This window comes from Brotonthovivens ammoniilytica (assembly GCF_025566885.1).
GTDB lineage: Bacteria > Bacillota > Clostridia > Lachnospirales > Lachnospiraceae > Brotonthovivens > Brotonthovivens ammoniilytica.
Genome location: NZ_JAOQJQ010000004.1, coordinates 306,641 through 324,487, shown reverse-complemented (window position 1 = coordinate 324,487; position 17,847 = coordinate 306,641). Strand labels below are relative to the sequence as shown.

The 17,847-nt window shown below is 43.2% G+C and carries 13 protein-coding genes and 1 other annotated feature; all 13 genes read left to right on the top strand.

The window, feature by feature from the left end; genetic code table 11:
• Window positions 1–196 precede the first annotated feature (196 nt).
• The 13 genes from pth (at window position 197) to OCV88_RS11340 (ending at window position 17,776) form a co-directional block, all read left to right on the top strand.
• Window positions 197–787 (top strand): aminoacyl-tRNA hydrolase, encoded by a 591-nt coding sequence (gene pth, locus OCV88_RS11400; RefSeq protein WP_158425593.1) that lies wholly within the window; start codon window positions 197–199, stop codon window positions 785–787.
• The gene (gene mfd, locus OCV88_RS11395; RefSeq protein WP_158425592.1) at window positions 780–4,325 is read left to right on the top strand and encodes a transcription-repair coupling factor; all 3,546 of its coding nucleotides are present in this window, start codon (window positions 780–782) and stop codon (window positions 4,323–4,325) included. The genes pth and mfd overlap by 8 nt, the downstream gene beginning before the upstream one ends.
• Window positions 4,326–4,381: 56 nt before the next feature.
• On the top strand, window positions 4,382–5,407 hold the full coding sequence (locus tag OCV88_RS11390) for a peptidylprolyl isomerase (protein WP_158425591.1): 1,026 nt from the start codon (window positions 4,382–4,384) through the stop codon (window positions 5,405–5,407).
• Window positions 5,408–5,654: 247 nt separating this feature from the next.
• A complete protein-coding gene (locus OCV88_RS11385; protein WP_158425590.1) occupies window positions 5,655–6,158 on the top strand; it encodes a shikimate kinase in 504 nt (167 codons plus the stop codon).
• A 255-nt stretch (window positions 6,159–6,413) separates the two neighbouring features.
• Complete coding sequence (locus OCV88_RS11380; RefSeq protein WP_158425589.1) at window positions 6,414–7,706, top strand: UDP-N-acetylglucosamine 1-carboxyvinyltransferase; 1,293 nt, start codon at window positions 6,414–6,416, stop codon at window positions 7,704–7,706.
• A gap of 246 nt (window positions 7,707–7,952) precedes the next feature.
• A complete protein-coding gene (gene metK, locus OCV88_RS11375) occupies window positions 7,953–9,140 on the top strand; it encodes a methionine adenosyltransferase (RefSeq protein ID WP_158425588.1) in 1,188 nt (395 codons plus the stop codon).
• Between the two features lie 331 nt (window positions 9,141–9,471).
• Entirely contained in the window at window positions 9,472–10,980 is a 1,509-nt protein-coding gene (locus OCV88_RS11370; RefSeq protein ID WP_158425587.1) for a sensor histidine kinase, read from the top strand.
• The gene (locus OCV88_RS11365; protein ID WP_158425586.1) at window positions 10,973–11,662 is read left to right on the top strand and encodes a response regulator transcription factor; all 690 of its coding nucleotides are present in this window, start codon (window positions 10,973–10,975) and stop codon (window positions 11,660–11,662) included. Before OCV88_RS11370 ends, OCV88_RS11365 begins: the two co-directional genes overlap by 8 nt.
• Window positions 11,663–11,681: 19 nt before the next feature.
• Window positions 11,682–12,365 (top strand): RluA family pseudouridine synthase, encoded by a 684-nt coding sequence (locus OCV88_RS11360; RefSeq protein WP_158425585.1) that lies wholly within the window; start codon window positions 11,682–11,684, stop codon window positions 12,363–12,365.
• 100 nt (window positions 12,366–12,465) lie between these two features.
• The gene (locus OCV88_RS11355; RefSeq protein ID WP_158425584.1) at window positions 12,466–13,506 is read left to right on the top strand and encodes an AI-2E family transporter; all 1,041 of its coding nucleotides are present in this window, start codon (window positions 12,466–12,468) and stop codon (window positions 13,504–13,506) included.
• Window positions 13,507–13,541: 35 nt separating this feature from the next.
• Window positions 13,542–13,743, top strand: a binding site (T-box leader).
• A gap of 101 nt (window positions 13,744–13,844) precedes the next feature.
• A complete protein-coding gene (proS, locus tag OCV88_RS11350) occupies window positions 13,845–15,284 on the top strand; it encodes a proline--tRNA ligase (RefSeq protein ID WP_158425583.1) in 1,440 nt (479 codons plus the stop codon).
• Between the two features lie 100 nt (window positions 15,285–15,384).
• A complete protein-coding gene (locus OCV88_RS11345; RefSeq protein WP_158425582.1) occupies window positions 15,385–16,719 on the top strand; it encodes a CCA tRNA nucleotidyltransferase in 1,335 nt (444 codons plus the stop codon).
• Window positions 16,720–16,786: 67 nt separating this feature from the next.
• On the top strand, window positions 16,787–17,776 hold the full coding sequence (locus OCV88_RS11340) for a CotS family spore coat protein (protein ID WP_158425581.1): 990 nt from the start codon (window positions 16,787–16,789) through the stop codon (window positions 17,774–17,776).
• The last annotated feature ends 71 nt before the right edge of the window (window positions 17,777–17,847 follow it).

Sequence of the window (17,847 nt, the reverse complement as noted above, 5' to 3'; positions counted from 1 at the left end):
AGGAAAGCTGGATACTGTTCTATAATGTATTGGATTATTATATAATTCAGGCAGAAGGCCTGCGGCACGATTCGTAAGAATTGCGCCGCAGGTCTTTTGCTTATGAAAAATAGATGACATCCGCAGGAAAATTGGGTAGAATAAAATCTGAAACCAGAAAAGCGTTATGTTTTAAGAAGAAAAGGAAAGGGAAATAATGTATTTAATAGCCGGACTTGGAAATCCTGCAGCTAAATATGAAAAAACCCGTCATAATATTGGATTTGATGTCATTGATGCTGTAGCGGACAGATATAATATACATGTAACAGAAAAAAAATCAAAAGCTTATTGTGGCAGCGGCTATATGGAGGGGCAGAAGGTTCTGCTTGTAAAGCCGCAGACCTTTATGAATCTTTCGGGAGACAGTATCGCTCCTTTGATGAAGTTTTATAAATTGGATCCGGCGGATCAGATGATTATTATCTATGATGATATCAGTCTGGAGCCCGGAAATTTAAGAATCCGCAGAAAAGGAAGCGCCGGAGGCCACAACGGAATAAAGGATATCATTGCCAAAACCGGATCGGATCAATTCTCCAGAATAAAAGTTGGAGTAGGTCAAAAGCCTGCAGACTGGGATCTGGCTGATTACGTACTAAGCAGATTTTCAACAGGTGAACGCTGTCTTGTGGATGAGGCGGTAATGGAAGCTGTGGAGGCGCTTGGGCTGATGGTTCAGGGTGAGACGGATGAGGCGATGAACCGATATAATAGAAAGAAAACGGTGAAACAGGAAGATGCTTGAGGGATTTTATCAACCATTACAAGAACTGGAATGTTACAGGCTGCTGGAAGAACACGTTTGTCATAATCAGGGGCCGGCCCTGGCGGCAGGATGTATTGATCCTTTAAAGCCTCATATTATGAGTGCGTTAAAGAGGGATGAAAGCAGCAGATTAATTGTTACTTACAGTGAGCAGAGGGCCAGAGAGCTGCTGGCGGAATATCATTTTTACAACCGGAAGGCAGTTTATTATCCGGCCAGAGATATTTTATTTTACCAGTCGGATATCAGAGGGAATGTGCTGACTAGAGACCGGATGCTGGCGTATCAGGCAATTTTTGAAGAAGAATATCCGGTAGTTATTACGACTGTAGATTCCCTGCTGGAAAAACTAATCAAGCCGGAGCTGTTAAAAGATGCGGTAGTGGGGCTGCAGAGCGGTCAGGAGTGGAATCTGGAACAGCTGCGTTTAAAACTGGTTCAAAATGGCTATGAATGTAGCTATCAAGCTGAACAGCCCGGTCAGTTTGCTGTGCGGGGAGGTATTGTGGATGTTTTTCCTTTAACGGAAGAGGTTCCCTACCGAATTGAGTTCTGGGGAGATGAAATAGATTCTATCAGAAGCTTTGAACCCGGCAGTCAAAGATCTATGCAGAATCTGGAGGAAATCCGGATTTATCCGGCCACGGAGCTGGTTTTGGATGATGAGACACTGAAGATCGGCGTACGAAAAATAAAAGAAGAGCGGGATGTTCTCTGTGAGAGATTTCGCCAGGAGATGAAAACAGAGGAAGCTTTTCGGCTAAAAGAACATACGGATATGCTGTTAGAGCAGCTTGGGGAATTAAGTAACATTGCGGGTGCAGAAACATGTCTGCCGTATTTTTATGATGAGGCTGTCAGCGTTATAGACTACTTTTTGGCGGTGGGGAATGGCCGGCAGCCGCTGCTGCTGATTGATGAGCCGGTCAGATGCCAGGGGCGCGCAAAGGCTTTGGAAAAGGAGTTTTCAGAGAGTATGCGTCATCGGCTGGAGAAAGGTTATGTTCTTGCCCGGCAGCTGGATGTTTTGTATGGAGCCGGAGAGATTTTTGCCAGATGCAGCAATTGCTGCTCGGTATTTTTTTCTATGCTGGATGCTGCTTTGGAAAATATTTCTTTTCAAAATATCTGCCGCTTTCAGGTAAGAGCTGTGAATACATATAACAGCAGCTTTGAGCTTCTAGTGAAAGATCTGAAAAATTATCAGAAGCAAAAGTACCGGGTGATTGTTTTGTGCGGGTCCAGAACAAGAGCTGCCAGGATGGCAGAGAATCTGCAGCAGGAAAATATCGGAGCCTTTTACAGTGAGGATACGGACCGCATTCTGGCTCAGGGTGAGATTATGGTTCAGTACGGCAAGCTGGCCAGAGGCTTTGAGTATCCGGAAGTTAAGTTTGTAGTGCTTACGGAGACGGATATTTTTGGTGCCGAAAAGACCAGGCGTAAAAAACGCCGTCAATATGAAGGGGAAAAAATTCACAGCTTCTCTGAATTAAATACTGGGGATTATGTAGTTCATGAGAATCATGGACTTGGGATTTACCGCGGAATAGAGAAAGTAGAAATCAATAAAGTAGTAAAGGATTATATTAAAATTGAATATGCCAAGGGCGGGAATTTATATATTCTGGCCACACAGCTGGATTTGATTCAAAAATATGCCGGTTCCGATGCCAGGAAGCCAAAACTGAACCGGCTGGGGGGCCAGGAGTGGGTCAGGACAAAGTCAAAGGTGAAAGGTGCGGTATGGGAAATTGCCCAGGAGCTGGTAAACCTGTATGCGGTCAGGCAGAACCGGGAAGGATATGCCTACAGTCCGGATACTGTCTGGCAGCGGGAGTTTGAGGAAATGTTTCTATATGAAGAAACAGAGGATCAGCTCAGCGCCATTGAGGCAGTCAAAAAGGATATGGAGAGCCGTAAAATTATGGACCGGCTGATCTGTGGTGATGTAGGTTACGGGAAGACGGAGGTTGCTATACGGGCGGCATTTAAGGCAGTGCAGGATGGAAAACAGGTGGCATATCTGGTTCCCACGACGATTCTGGCTCAGCAGCACTATAATACCTTTGCAAAAAGGATGAAAGATTTTCCCGTTCAGGTAGATCTGCTCTGCAGATTTAAGACCGCCGGAGAACAAAGACAGGCAATCCAGGATTTAAAGCGGGGGATGTGTGATGTAGTGATTGGAACACACCGGCTTTTGTCAAAAGATGTGGAATTTAAAAATCTGGGACTGCTGATTATTGATGAAGAGCAGCGTTTTGGGGTGACCCATAAAGAGAAAATCAAACAGATGAAACAGGATGTTGATGTATTGACGCTGACGGCGACGCCAATTCCAAGAACCTTACATATGAGTCTTATCGGTATCCGGGATATGAGTGTGCTGGAAGAGCCGCCAAATGACAGAATGCCGGTGCAGACTTATGTGATGGAATACGATGAAGAAATGGTCAGAGAGGCGATTTTGAGGGAGCTGGCAAGAGACGGCCAGGTATATTATGTGTTTAACCGTGTCAACCAGATTGAGGATATGGCGGCCCGGTTGTCGGCACTGGTTCCAAACGCAGCGGTGGCATTTGCCCACGGGCAGATGCATGAACGGCAGCTGGAAGATATTATGTACCGTTTTATTAACGGTGAAATTGATGTGCTGGTCTCAACGACAATTATTGAGACAGGACTGGATATTTCAAATGCCAACACGATGATTATCCATGACGCAGACAATATGGGATTGTCCCAGCTTTATCAGCTCCGGGGAAGGATCGGCAGATCCAGCCGTACATCCTATGCATTTTTGATGTATCGAAGGAATAAAATGCTCAGAGAAGTTGCAGAGAAGCGGCTGTCCGCCATCCGGGAGTTTTCAGAGCTGGGCAGCGGATTTAAAATAGCAATGAAAGATTTGGAGATCAGGGGAGCAGGAAATCTTTTAGGGGAGCAGCAGCATGGACATATGGAAGCTGTGGGATATGATATGTATTGTAAAATGCTGAATCTGGCAGTGAAAACGCTGAAAGGTGAAAGCAGTCAGGAAGAATTTGATACGGTGATGGACGTGGAGCTGGATGCGTTTATACCGCCTTCTTATATTCAGAATGAGGGGCAGAAGCTGGATATTTATAAGCGGATTGCATGCATAGAAAATGAGGATGAAAGCGTGGAAATGCTTGATGAGTTAATTGACCGGTTTGGGGAACCTCCAAAGAGTGTGGAAAATCTATTGCTGATTGCAAAATTAAAAGCCATGGCTCATGAAGTATATCTTACTGAGATCAAGGAAACAGGTACTCAGATTCAATTTAGCTTTTATGAGAAAGCCTGTATTGATCCGGCAAAAATTCCGGAACTGGTTTTAAAATATCAGCCTGATCTGCTGTTTCGGGCTGACAGCAAGGCTCCGATTCTTTCTTACAAAAGGAAAAAGGGAAGTCCGGAAGCGGTAACGATCATTGGAAAGATTCTAACGGATTTGAAATCTATCGTTATAAGTGAAAACATTGCAGGATAGGCGGAAAGAAGATATACTGTAAAAAACAAAGGAAGACAGGCTACAGGAGGAATCAGATGAAAATAAAAAGAATAGCGGCGTTAATGATGGCAGGGGCACTTACTGCGGCATCTTTAACCGGCTGTGGAAGTATAGATCCACAGGCAGCAGCCGTAACAGTAGATGGAACAGAGGTATCTATGGGATTTGCCAATTTTGTGGCAAGATATCAGCAGGCTTTATATGATCAGTATTACATTCCGTATATTGGTGAAGATGCCTGGCAGCAGGAATCCAGTGCTGATTCAGGGAAAACCCGGCAGGAAGCACAAAAAAGTACTATTATGGAAATGCTGGAAAACTGGTGTCTGCTGGATGCCAATAAAGAAACTTATAAAGTTTCAGTTTCAGAAGATGAGAAGGCGGAAATTAAAAAAGCAGCAGAGCTTTTTATGGATGACAATTCCAAAGCTGCAGTAGAACAGGTCGGAGCAAAACAGGAATATGTGGAGCAGATGCTTTATTATTACCTGCTGGAGAGCAAAATGAAAACAGCCATCCAGGATACTGCCGATGTAACAGTAACGGAAAAAGAGGCGGCCCAGAGAACATTCAGTTATCTGAGCTTTGATGTGAAAGGCTATCGGGATTCTGATCAGAATTACGTAGAATACAGTGAGGATGAGTCAAAGCAGCAGCTTAAAAAGGCAGAAGAGATTGCAGAAAAGGCAAAACAGGACTTTGATGCGGCTGCTAAAGACAATGATCTAGAAGCATCCACATATTCTTACGGGGCTGATGATGAGAGTATGGATGATGCTGTTATCGAAGAAGCAGACAGTCTGAAAGAAGGAGAAGTCTCTGATCTGATTCAGGGAGAAGATAAGTATTATGTGCTCCGCCTTGACAGCGAACATGATAAAGAGGCGACTGCAGCGAAGAAAGAAGAGCTGCTTGCCCAGAAAAAGACAGAATTTTATAATGAAATGCTGGAAAGCTTTCGGAATGATGTAAAGATAGAAGTGAATAAAGCACAGTGGAAAAAAGTGGCTTTTAAAGAACTTTTTAATGTAGTTTCAGATGAAACTGAGACTCAAGAATAAAAGTAAATGAAAAAGACAGCCGGTGGGCTGTCTTTTTCTTGGGGAGATTGAGTTATGAAAATGTTAATCTATATCTTTTATTGAACATTGGGGGGTTCAATAAAGATGAATAAGAGATATTTCGTATTTGATGATTTTATTATAGGAATCAAATGTGTACGAAGTGTGGCAAAACTATGAAAACTATCTTAAGGAATCTAAAAGAAAATTAAAAAATATAAAGAAACTCTAATGAGAAAGGCGAAAAATGTTGAAAAATGTAATTTTAATTGGAATGCCCGGTGTGGGTAAGAGTACTATTGGAGTGATTCTGGCAAAGGTGCTGGGATATCAGTTTATAGATGCCGACCTGGTAATTCAAAAGGAAGAGGGAAAGCTGCTGAAAGAAATTATTGCAGAAAAAGGGACACAGGGTTTTATTGAGGTGGAGAACAGAGTCAACAGTAACCTGCAGGTGGAGCATTCGATTGTGGCTACCGGGGGAAGTGTGGTATATGGCAAAGAGGCTATGGAACACTTAAAATCTATTGGTACGGTGGTTTACTTAAAGCAGTCTCTTTCTGTCCTGGAAAAAAGGCTTAAGAATATTCGGAACCGGGGTGTGGTTTTAAAAAAAGGGCAGACGTTAAAAGATTTATACCGGGAACGGACATTACTTTATGAAAAGTATGCCGATATTGTTGTGGATGAATACGGGCTTGGTATTGAAGATACAGTTTCGGCTGTCCGCCGTGCCCTTGAAGAACAGTAACAAAATAACGGGATTCGCATATATATAATAAGAGAACTTTTGTCAATTATGTAAAATTCTGTTAATGGAAAGTTAATATTTTTTGATTTTACAAGGATTTTATTTATGATATAATATATTTTGAATCTTTTTGGGCTGATTGAAACACTGGTTGTTTGAACTTGTCTGAAAATAATGAATTGAAATGATTGACATTGAGAATGAAAAGTTACTATAATAAGAACTTGTTATAAATAGACAGCATAGAGGTGCGATATGGATCAATATGTAATAAAGGGTGGAATCCCGTTAAACGGTAAAGTTGAAATCGGCGGCGCAAAAAATGCGGCTCTGCCTATTTTGGCCGCTGCTGTTATGACGGATGAAACTGTTGTAATAGATAACCTGCCAAATGTAAGAGATATCAATGTACTGCTTCAGGCCATTCAGGAGATTGGGGCAAAGGTTGAGAGAACCGGTGAGCACTCGGTGAAGATCAATGGCTCTTTTATCCATGACATAAGCGTTGATAATGAATTTATAAAAAAAATCAGAGCTTCCTATTATCTGCTGGGGGCATTACTTGGAAAATATAAGAAGGCTGAGGTTGCGCTTCCGGGGGGCTGTGATATTGGAAGCAGACCCATTGATCTGCATCAGAAAGGTTTCCGGGCTCTGGGTGCAGAAGTGGAAATCCGCGGAGGATTGATTTCGGTGAAAGCTGAGAATCTGCGGGGAAGTCATATTTATCTGGATAAGGTTTCCGTAGGAGCTACCATTAATATTATGATGGCTGCTGCCATGGCAGAGGGAAAAACTGTCATAGAGAATGCGGCAAAGGAGCCTCATGTTGTAGATGTGGCAAACTTTTTGAATTGTATGGGCGCTAATATCCGCGGTGCGGGTACAGATGTCATCCGCATTGAAGGCGTGGAAAAGTTACATAAAACAGAATATTCCATAATACCTGATCAGATTGAGGCGGGAACGTTTATGTTTGCCGCTGCTGCTACTAGAGGAGATGTAACGGTGCTGAATGTAATTCCCAAACATCTTGAGGCAACTACCGCCAAACTTCTTGAGGTTGGCTGCCGGGTAGAAGAAGGGGATGATTATGTTAGAGTCGTTGCCCCTGAGCAGTTAAAGCACACCCAGGTTACGACACTGCCTTATCCTGGTTTCCCTACAGATATGCAGCCTCAGATGGGGGTTGTTCTGGGAATTTCCCAGGGAATCAGCACAATTACAGAGAGTATTTTTGAAAATCGTTTCCGGTATGTGGATGAACTCACAAAAATGGGGGCGGCTATAAAGGTGGAGAGCAATATTGCCATTATCAGTGGAGTCCACAGATATACTGGTGCTCGCGTCAGTGCGCCGGATTTAAGAGCAGGCGCAGCTCTTGTAATTGCAGGGCTGTCAGCTGAGGGAATTACAGTTGTAGATGATATTTTTTATATAGAACGGGGTTATGAAGCGTTAGAGAAAAAGTTTATGGCTTTGGGAGCCCGGATTGAACGGGTCAGTTCAGAGAAGGAAATACAGAAATTTAAGTTGAAAATATCTTAAGACATGGGGCCTTCATAAAAAACACCTGAGGGGAATCGCTCTGGGGGCGGATAAGGTTTAAGACAAATAGTATAAGATGATCACTAAAAAGAAATAAAATTTAAAAAATGTATTTTGAAAATATACAAAAATGTATCAGTGTATAAAAACAAAATACAAAAATAAAAGATTGCATATATTCAATCTGATAAATTACCGATATACTTTGTGGCAGTTGATTGAGATAAATAAAACGGAGGAGAAATTATGGAGAAATTATTATTTACTTCTGAATCAGTTACAGAAGGACATCCAGATAAAATGTGTGACGCGATTTCTGATGCGATTCTAGATGCCTGCATGGCTCAGGACCCCATGAGCCGTGTTGCCTGTGAAGCTGCAAGCTGTACAGGATTTGTGCTTGTGACAGGAGAAATTACAACAAAAGCTCAGCTGGATATTCCTGCAATTGTTCGTGAAACAGTAAATGAGATAGGATATGACAGAGCAGAGACCGGATTCGACGGACATACATGTGCGGTTATGGTAGCGTTAGATCAGCAGTCACCGGATATTGCAATGGGTGTTGATAAAGCATTAGAAGCAAGGGAAAACAGCATGTCAGATGCACAGATTGAGGCAATCGGAGCCGGAGATCAGGGAATGATGTTCGGATATGCATCTAATGAGACAGAAGAATTTATGCCGTATCCCATTTCACTTGCTCATAAAATGGCTCTTCAGCTTACCAAGGTGCGTAAAGACGGTACATTAAGCTATTTAAGACCGGATGGAAAGACCCAGGTTTCTGTAGAATACGATGAAAGCGGAGCTCCAAAAAGACTAGAAGCGGTAGTTTTATCTACCCAGCATGATGATGATGTAACACAGGAACAGATTCATGAGGATATCAAGAAATATGTATTTGATCCGGTGCTTCCAAAAGAAATGATTGATGATGAAACAAAATTTTTCATTAATCCTACCGGACGTTTTGTAATCGGCGGACCTCATGGTGACGCAGGTTTAACAGGACGTAAGATTATTGTTGATACATACGGTGGATATGCACGTCACGGTGGCGGCGCATTTTCCGGAAAAGACTGCACAAAGGTAGACCGTTCTGCAGCGTATGCAGCGCGTTATGTTGCGAAAAATCTGGTTGCGGCAGGTCTTGCAGATAAATGTGAGATTCAGCTTTCTTATGCAATCGGCGTTGCACAGCCCACTTCTATTATGGTGGACACATTTGGAACCGGCAGGCTGTCTGATGATAAACTGGTAGAGATTGTACGTGAAAATTTTGATCTTCGTCCCGCTGGTATTATTAAAATGCTTGATTTAAGAAGACCAATCTACAAACCTACAGCTGCATATGGACATTTTGGAAGAAATGACCTGAACCTTCCCTGGGAAGCACTGGATAAAGCTGAGGATTTAAAAAAATATTTATAAGTGAATGACCAAAGGCTGCGCCATTTTTGTAACGGCGCAGTCTTTATTTTTTTATATCATAAGAAATTGCTCCTATGATATAGAAAACGCTCCGCTGTGGACCGCACTGCGGCGGAACGGAATTATGCCGTTATGGCGACCCGCCGCAGGCGGAGAATCTTGCAAGCGAGATTCTTTTTAAAAATTAAGATCCGGCAGGGCTTTTTGAACAATAAATAGGTTCACCTGTGAAAAGTTTATTAAATATATGCGAATCAGTGCCGTCAGAGATGAAAAAATGGTATAATATAAAAAATTTTACTGTTTTAGAAAGATAGTGACAGGTGAAGCTATGAAATTAAAAACACGTCTAATCTTTTCATTTTGTTTTATCCTCTTTCTGCCCATTGCTCTTTCCTGTGCGGTATTGTTTGGATTTTATCAGCTTCAGGTGCATTCTATGAAGCAGACTTATGGGCTGGAAAAAGAAGAAGGCTCTATTTTTTTTATGAATTCCGTTCAGGTGCTGAATAGATATACAAAGGCTGATTTTGAGGAGTTTCAGAAACTGGCCCGGACAAATGCTGACAAGCTTGAGAATGTATCCTATCTGAAAGAAAAAAATGAAAAGCTAAAAGAAAAAGAAACATTTCTTGTGGTCAGTAAAGGAAATCAGATTATTTATAATGGTGATGAGGGAAGCAGTGCCTATACAGAACAGGAACTTGCTAAAATGCTTCCCGATTACAGTGATAAAAGTAATGGAAAAGAAGAGAGCGGATATTATCTAGATGACGCCATGCAGCTGATTGTGAAACAGGTAAATTTTGAGGATTCAGCTGGGGTGAAAGGGAGTTTGTATCTTTTAACAGATACAGACAGTATTTTACCGGAAATGCGGCAGCTTATTTTGGATATGGGGATTTCCATTGTACTGATTCTTATTTTGACAGCTGCAGTGATGACCATATGGATTTATAAGGGTATTATAAATCCCATTGCCAAGCTGAAAGTGGCTACACAGAATATCCGGGATGGAAATCTGGACTTTACTATAGATGCGGAAAATGATGATGAGATCGGTGAGCTTTGCAGAAACTTTGAGCAGATGCGGCAGCGGCTGAAGTATTCTACAGAGGAGAATATTTCTTCGGAAAAGGAAAATAAGATACTGATCAGTAACATTGCCCATGACTTGAAGACCCCCATAACTACTGTAAAAGGTTATGCTGAGGGTATTATTGACGGGGTTGCGGATACTCCGGAGAAACGGGATAAATATATCCGCACAATATATAATAAAGCAAATGAGATGGACAGGCTGATTAATGAACTGACCCTTTATTCTAAAATTGATACCAATCGTATTCCATACAATTTTAAGAAGATAAATGTAGCGGACTATTTCAATGACTGTATTGAGGATATTGGACTGGAACTTGAGGCAGGCGGAATCGGACTGGCATATTATAATTACGCGGATGAAAAGACGGATATTATTGCTGATCCGGAGCAGTTGAAGCGGGTAATCAGTAATATTATCAGTAATTCTGTTAAGTATATGAATAAACCCAAGGGATTTATCAATATAAGAATTAAAGATGTGGGTGATTTTATACAAGTGGAACTGGAAGATAACGGATGCGGTATCCCGCCCAGGGAGCTTCCGTACATTTTTGACCGTTTTTACCGGACGGATTCTTCTAGAAATTCCAGTACCGGAGGCAGCGGGATCGGATTGTCTATTGTTAAGAAAATTATTGAAGATCATGGCGGAAAAATCTGGGCAACCAGTAAGGAAAATACGGGTACAATTATGTATTTTGTAATCCGGAAATATCAGGAGGTAGTGAATGAGTAAGATTTTGATTATTGAAGATGAAGAGGCGATAGCGGATCTTGAAAAAGATTATCTGGAGTTAAGCGGGTTTGAGGTGGAAATTGAAACCCGGGGAGACAGCGGACTAGAGCGGGCGCTGAATCACGATTTTGATATGTTTATTCTGGATTTGATGCTGCCTGGTGTGGATGGATTTGAAATCTGTAAGCAGATTCGTGAAGTAAAGAATACACCTGTTTTAATGGTATCTGCAAAGAAGGATGATATTGATAAAATAAGGGGACTTGGTCTGGGTGCTGATGATTATATCACAAAACCCTTTTCACCAAGTGAACTGGTGGCCAGAGTGAAAGCGCATCTTGCCCGTTACGAAAGGCTCATTTCTAGTAATGTTCAGGAAAATGAAGTTATTGAGATCAGAGGGATTCGGATAGATAAAACGGCCCGTCGTGTCTGGGTTAATGATGAAGAGAAGCAGTTTACCACAAAGGAATTTGATCTGCTGACATTTCTGGCTCAGAACCCTAATCATGTGTTTACCAAGGAAGAATTGTTTAGCAGAATATGGGACATGGAATCCATTGGAGATATTGCAACCGTTACGGTTCATATTAAGAAAATCAGAGAGAAGATTGAATATAATACAGCAAAGCCTCAGTATATCGAGACAATCTGGGGTGTGGGGTACCGTTTTAAATTGTAGAAAGATTCAGGGGATGGAAATGAGAAACAGTGCACCAGAAATTATATATGAAGATGAAGCAGTTCTGGTTTGTATAAAAGCGGCGGGAATGCCGGTGCAGACAGCGGGTTTAGGGCGTCAGGATATGGTAAGTGTTCTTAAAAATTACCGGGCTGCCCGAAAGGAAGAGCCTTATCTTGGACTGGTTCACCGGCTGGACCAGCCTGTGGAAGGGGTTATGGTATTTGCAAAAACTAAAATGGCGGCGGCAGCTTTAAGCCGTCAGATGGCGGATCAGGGGATGGATAAATGTTATCTTGCCGTTGCATCCGGTGCAGTAAACTCCGGGCAGGGACGGATAGAGGATTATCTTTTGCGGGATGGCAGACAAAATATATCCAGAGTGGTTCCTGCGGGGACGCCTGGGGCAAAGCTGGCCAGGCTGTCCTATCAGGTGCTTGGATATACGCCGGATGGGGCAGCGTCTTTGGTGAGGATTGATCTTGAAACCGGGCGGCACCATCAGATCAGAGTGCAGATGGCCAATGCGGGGTTTCCGCTGGAGGGAGACCGGAAGTATAATCCCGGCTGGAGAGGCAGTGAAAATATCGCCCTTTGTTCTTTTAAAATCGGATTTGTACATCCTGTTACAAAGAAGAAAATGGAGTTTTCCATCCGGCCTTCAAATAAATATTTTGAGCTGTTTGAGCATGTGAATTTGTAAAAATATTTGTTTTTCCCAGAGATTGTTTTAGATATCTGCAGGCCGTGGAAACGGATGTGTTCAAAGAATAAAAAGAAGTGATTCTGACATACTAGCTAGTATGACAGAGAGACGAAAATTTATTTTAACGGGAATAAAATATACGGGAATTACCCTTGTTGTCTTTGCTGTGTTAAAGTGGCTTTTGATATTGGTAATTCCCTTTTTAATTGCTTTTCTGCTGGCTAAGTGGCTGCATCCTCTGGCTGTAAAACTGCAGAAGCGCTGGAAGGGAGCGGGAGGTGTTCTGTTAATTATTCTATTTGCGCTGATTGCGGTTGGCATTGGGCTGCTGATATGGGGGATTGTGGTTTCCTGCCAGCAGGTCTGGCAGGAACGGGATGCAATCGGCGGACAGCTGATGGCTGTATGGGACGACTGCTGCTGCAGAATAGCAGATGCCACAGGATTTGAGGGAATTGACCAGATGGGGGAGTTTCTGCAGACAAAAATGCCGGATTTGGGCGGTAAGATTGAACAGGCGGCCATGAGCCAGGTAATGAACTGGTCGGCGAAAAGTATGAAGGGATTTCTTACAGTCTGTGGAATTGCCCTGGCAGCTATTGTCTCATCTTTTTTAATTCTGAGAGATTATGTGCAGATTAAGGCCAGAATCCGAAAAAACCAGTGGGGAAACTGGCTGATAAATATTGGAAATGTAGTGCTCCATACATGCGGCACTTATATAAAGACTCAGGTAGTTGTTATGGGAATTATCAGCGGGGTATGCGTGGGGATTTTAGCTCTGTGCAAAAATCCGTATGCTGTCCCAATTGGTATTGCTATTGGTATCTGCGATGCGCTTCCCTTTATTGGCACGGGAATGATATTTGTTCCCTGGGCGCTGGTGGACCTGTTAAGAGGAGAGTACCTGCTGGCCTGTGTTTATGCAGGAGCCTTTGCACTGTGTACATTTTTAAGGGAGATACTAGAACCTAGAATTATGGGAAACGGCCTTTCTGTGCATCCGGTGGCGGTTATGGTCAGCTTGTATGTAGGAATCTGTGTATATGGACTGCCCGGAGTGATACTTGGACCGGTTTCTCTTGTTTTAATACGTGAAATAGGTCGAAGTTCCTATTTTTCCATACTTGACAATTAGGAGGGTTTCACTTACAATATGCATCGTAAACAGAGGTAAAGGCGAAGATGAGGAATAGTACGGTCAGGAAGATCTTCAGAGAGAAAATCAGTGGTGGGAGATTTTTGGTTGGAATGGCGGGAACCGGCCCTTTAAGCCCAGTATGAAAAATACTGCGCAGGTCTGCGTTATGGACAGAGAGAGAACATGCGTCTGCATGTTAATCAGGGTGGTACCGCCGGTATTCCGGTCCCTAGGGGACGGAAATACCGGTGTTTTTTTGCTGACTGCTGTTTGTTACATACGGGGAAATTCCTTTGGATTTTATATAAGAAGCATGATTAAGGAGAATTAGAGATATGGCGAAAGAAAAGAAATTGGTAGAAGCAATTACATCTATGGAGGCAGATTTTGCCCAGTGGTATACAGATGTGGTGAAGAAGGCAGAACTTATTGATTATTCCAGCGTAAAGGGCTGTATGATTATTAAACCGGCGGGGTATGCCATCTGGGAAAATATTCAAAAGGAACTGGATGCGCGTTTTAAAGAAACCGGCGTTGAAAATGTATATATGCCGCTGTTTATCCCGGAAAGTCTTCTTCAGGTAGAAAAAGATCATGTAGAAGGATTTGCACCTGAGGTTGCCTGGGTGACTCATGGGGGATTAAATCCACTGCAGGAGAGGCTTTGTGTACGTCCCACCTCAGAAACTCTGTTCTGTGATTTTTATAAGAACCTGATTCAGTCTTACCGTGATCTGCCAAAGAATTACAATCAGTGGTGCTCAGTGGTGCGCTGGGAAAAAGAAACGAGACCGTTTCTTCGCTCCAGAGAATTTTTGTGGCAGGAGGGTCATACTGCACATGCCACAGCGGAAGAAGCAGAGGAAAGAACCGTTTTAATGCTGAATGTGTATGCAGATTTCTGCCAGCAGGTTCTAGCTATGCCGGTAATAAGAGGAAGGAAAACTGAGAAGGAAAAATTTGCCGGAGCGGAGGCGACCTACACCATTGAGGCACTGATGCATGATGGAAAGGCTCTTCAGTCAGGTACCAGTCATAATTTTGGAGATGGTTTTGCCAAAGCCTTTGGCATTCAATATACAGATAAGGACAATACATTAAAGTATGTTCACCAGACTTCCTGGGGCATGACAACGCGGCTGATCGGCGCTATTATTATGGTGCACGGAGATGATTCCGGACTGGTACTGCCCCCGAGAATCGCCCCGACACAGGTAATGGTAATACCGATTATGCAGCATAAAGAAGGCGTTTTAGAGAAAGCCGGCAAGGTCAAAGAGCGCCTGAGTAAAGTATGCCGGGCGAAGCTGGATGATTCAGATAAAAGTCCCGGATGGAAGTTCTCAGAGCAGGAAATGCGCGGGATACCGGTGCGTGTAGAACTGGGACCAAAAGATATTGAAAAAAACCAGTGTGTACTTGTGCGCCGTGATACAAGGGAAAAGACAGTTGTTTCTCTGGATGAAATCGACACAGCAGTTCCAAAGCTGCTGGAGCAGATTCAAAATGATATGTTTGAACGGGCAAAAGCACATAGGGATGCTCATATTTGGGATGCTCATAATTATGATGAATTTAAGGAAATTGCAGAGTCAAAACCAGGATTTATTCGTGGAATGTGGTGTGAGGATCAGGCATGTGAGGATAAAATCAAAGAGGAAACAGGTGCAACCTCACGCTGTATGCCATTTCATGATCAGGAGCAGATAGCAGGCACCTGTGTGTGCTGTGGAAAACCTGCCCGTAAACTGGTATACTGGGGGAAGGCGTATTAAGCGGCGTCCAGACACAGCAGGCAGGCATCATACCTGCACATCGGATAGTGGTACTGCTGGATAAAACAGATTGTGTTAATAAGGAAGGAGGTGACAGCCGTTGAACATTAAGCTGCCGCAGAAAGTAGCAAAAATCATTGATTGTCTTCAGTCTTATGGGTATGAGGCCTATGCTGTGGGCGGATGTGTCAGGGACAGCATACTTGGGAAAGAGCCGGATGACTGGGACATTACCACCTCTGCAAAGCCGGAGGATGTAAAGCGGCTGTTTCCTCATACAATTGATACCGGAATTGCCCACGGTACGGTTACCGTGATGTTAGGGCATGAGGGGTTTGAAGTTACCACATACCGGATAGATGGGGAATATGCGGATGCCAGGCATCCTGATGAGGTAATATTTACGCCTGATCTGAAGGAAGACTTAAAGCGCAGGGATTTTACCATTAATGCCATGGCGTACAATGATTCGGAAGGGCTTGTGGACTGTTTTGGGGGAGCTTTGGATCTGAAAAACGGCGTAATCCGCTGTGTGGGAGATGCCAAGGAGCGGTTTGGCGAAGATGCCTTAAGAATGCTGCGCGCAGTAAGGTTTAGCGCCCAGCTTGGCTTTGAAGTTGAAGTGCAGACTCAGGATGCGATAAAAAAGCTTGCCCCTTCCCTGGCTAAAATTAGTGCGGAACGGATTCAGACGGAACTTGTAAAGCTGCTGATTTCGCCTCATCCGGAGGCTATGCGCCAGGTGTATGAACTGGGGATTTCCGATGTTGTCCTTCCGGAGTTTTCGGTTATGATGCGGACACCTCAGCATAATATCCATCACATGTACTCTGTGGGAGAACATACGATTCATGCCCTGGAGCTGATCAGGCCGGATAAGGTACTGCGCCTTACCATGCTGTTTCATGATGTGGCAAAACCGGTCTGCAGAACCACCGATGAGGACGGGGTAGATCATTTCAGGCAGCATCCTCAGACAGGAGCCAAAATGACGGAACAAATACTGCGCAGGCTTCGGTTTGATAATGCCACTATTCAGCGGGTGACTGCACTGGTAGAGATTCACGATCAAAAGCCGCCGTTACAAATAGTGAAAGTCCGCCAGACGATATCCAGAAACGGGCTGGAGCAGTATCCGGAGCTTTTTGAAGTAAAACGCGCTGATATCTGCGCTCAGAGTATGTATCAGCGGAAGGAAAAGCTGGCATACGTCTGTGGATATGAAAGATTGTATGAGGAAATTCTTCGCAGAGGCGACTGTCTTTTGATAAAAGACCTTGCTGTCAGCGGAGATGATTTGATTGCTGCAGGGATGGAGCGGGGAAAACAGATTGGCGAGGCTCTTTTACTGCTTTTGCAGGATGTGCTGAAACATCCGGAATGGAATCAAAAAGAGATTTTATTAAAGAGATGCCGACAAAGAGAATACTTTTAAACACCTTTTCATATGATGAATAGACATAAATAGTTGTCTTAAACTTCGTGTGAAGGGGTGTTTTTTTATGTATTATCAGATAGAACAAGTGCTGGAAACATACGGTCTGGGCGATGCACAGACTTATAAAGGAAGAGGTGTACTGGTATGCGAAAAAAATCATGAGCTATGGGCTTTAAAAGAGTTTCAGGGGTCTCAGGAAAAAGGAGAATTTTTATACCTGCTGGGCGGCTATCTTGCAGAACAGGGAATTGTAAATGACAGGCCGAAAAAGAACAGGGAGGGTGAGCTGATTACGGAAGGCCCCGACGGCATACGTTACATTATGCATCAGTGGTACAAAGGAAGAGAATGTGATGTGAAAAACAGAATGGATATTTTGATGACGGTGTCCCATCTGGCCAGATTTCACAGTGCTGTCCGGGGATTTTCCTGCGGGGAAGAGACTTTAGCATACCGGAAAGAAAGTGTGCTTTCTGAATACAGCCGCCATAACCGGGAGCTGATAAAAATTCGCAATTATATAAGAAAGCGAAAACAGAAGAATGATTTTGAGCGGCTGTTTACAAAATGCTTTTCCGATTTTTTTGAACAGTGTCTGAAAGTGGAAGAGGCTCTGCAGATGGCGGAGGAAAAGGAAATTACCGGAAAGACCGGAATCTGCCACGGGGATTTTAATCAGCATAATATTTTGTTTCGTGCGGCTGATCCGGTTATGATTCATTTTGAAAAGGCAAAATACGGCGTGCAGATTGCTGATTTTGGTAATTTTATGCGCAAGATCATGGAAAAATATAATTGGGAGGAAAGCCTTGGAACTGCAATGCTTGAGGAATACCACAGAGTAAATCCGTTAAACCGCGGGGATTTTCTACAGCTGTATTACCGGCTGTCATACCCGGAAAAATTCTGGAAAATTGCAAATCACTATTACGGTTCAAATAAAGTGTGGATATCAAACAGAAATCTGGAGAAACTTCAAAAGGAGATCCATCAGCATAAGTCAAGATGCCGGTATCTGACCGGCCTTCTAGAGGCGTTAAATAAAGAGGTTTAAGGAAATTTTTGGGGAAGAATGGTATGGAATATTTTGCAGATGTGGTATAATGACTTCAGGTCTTTAAATGA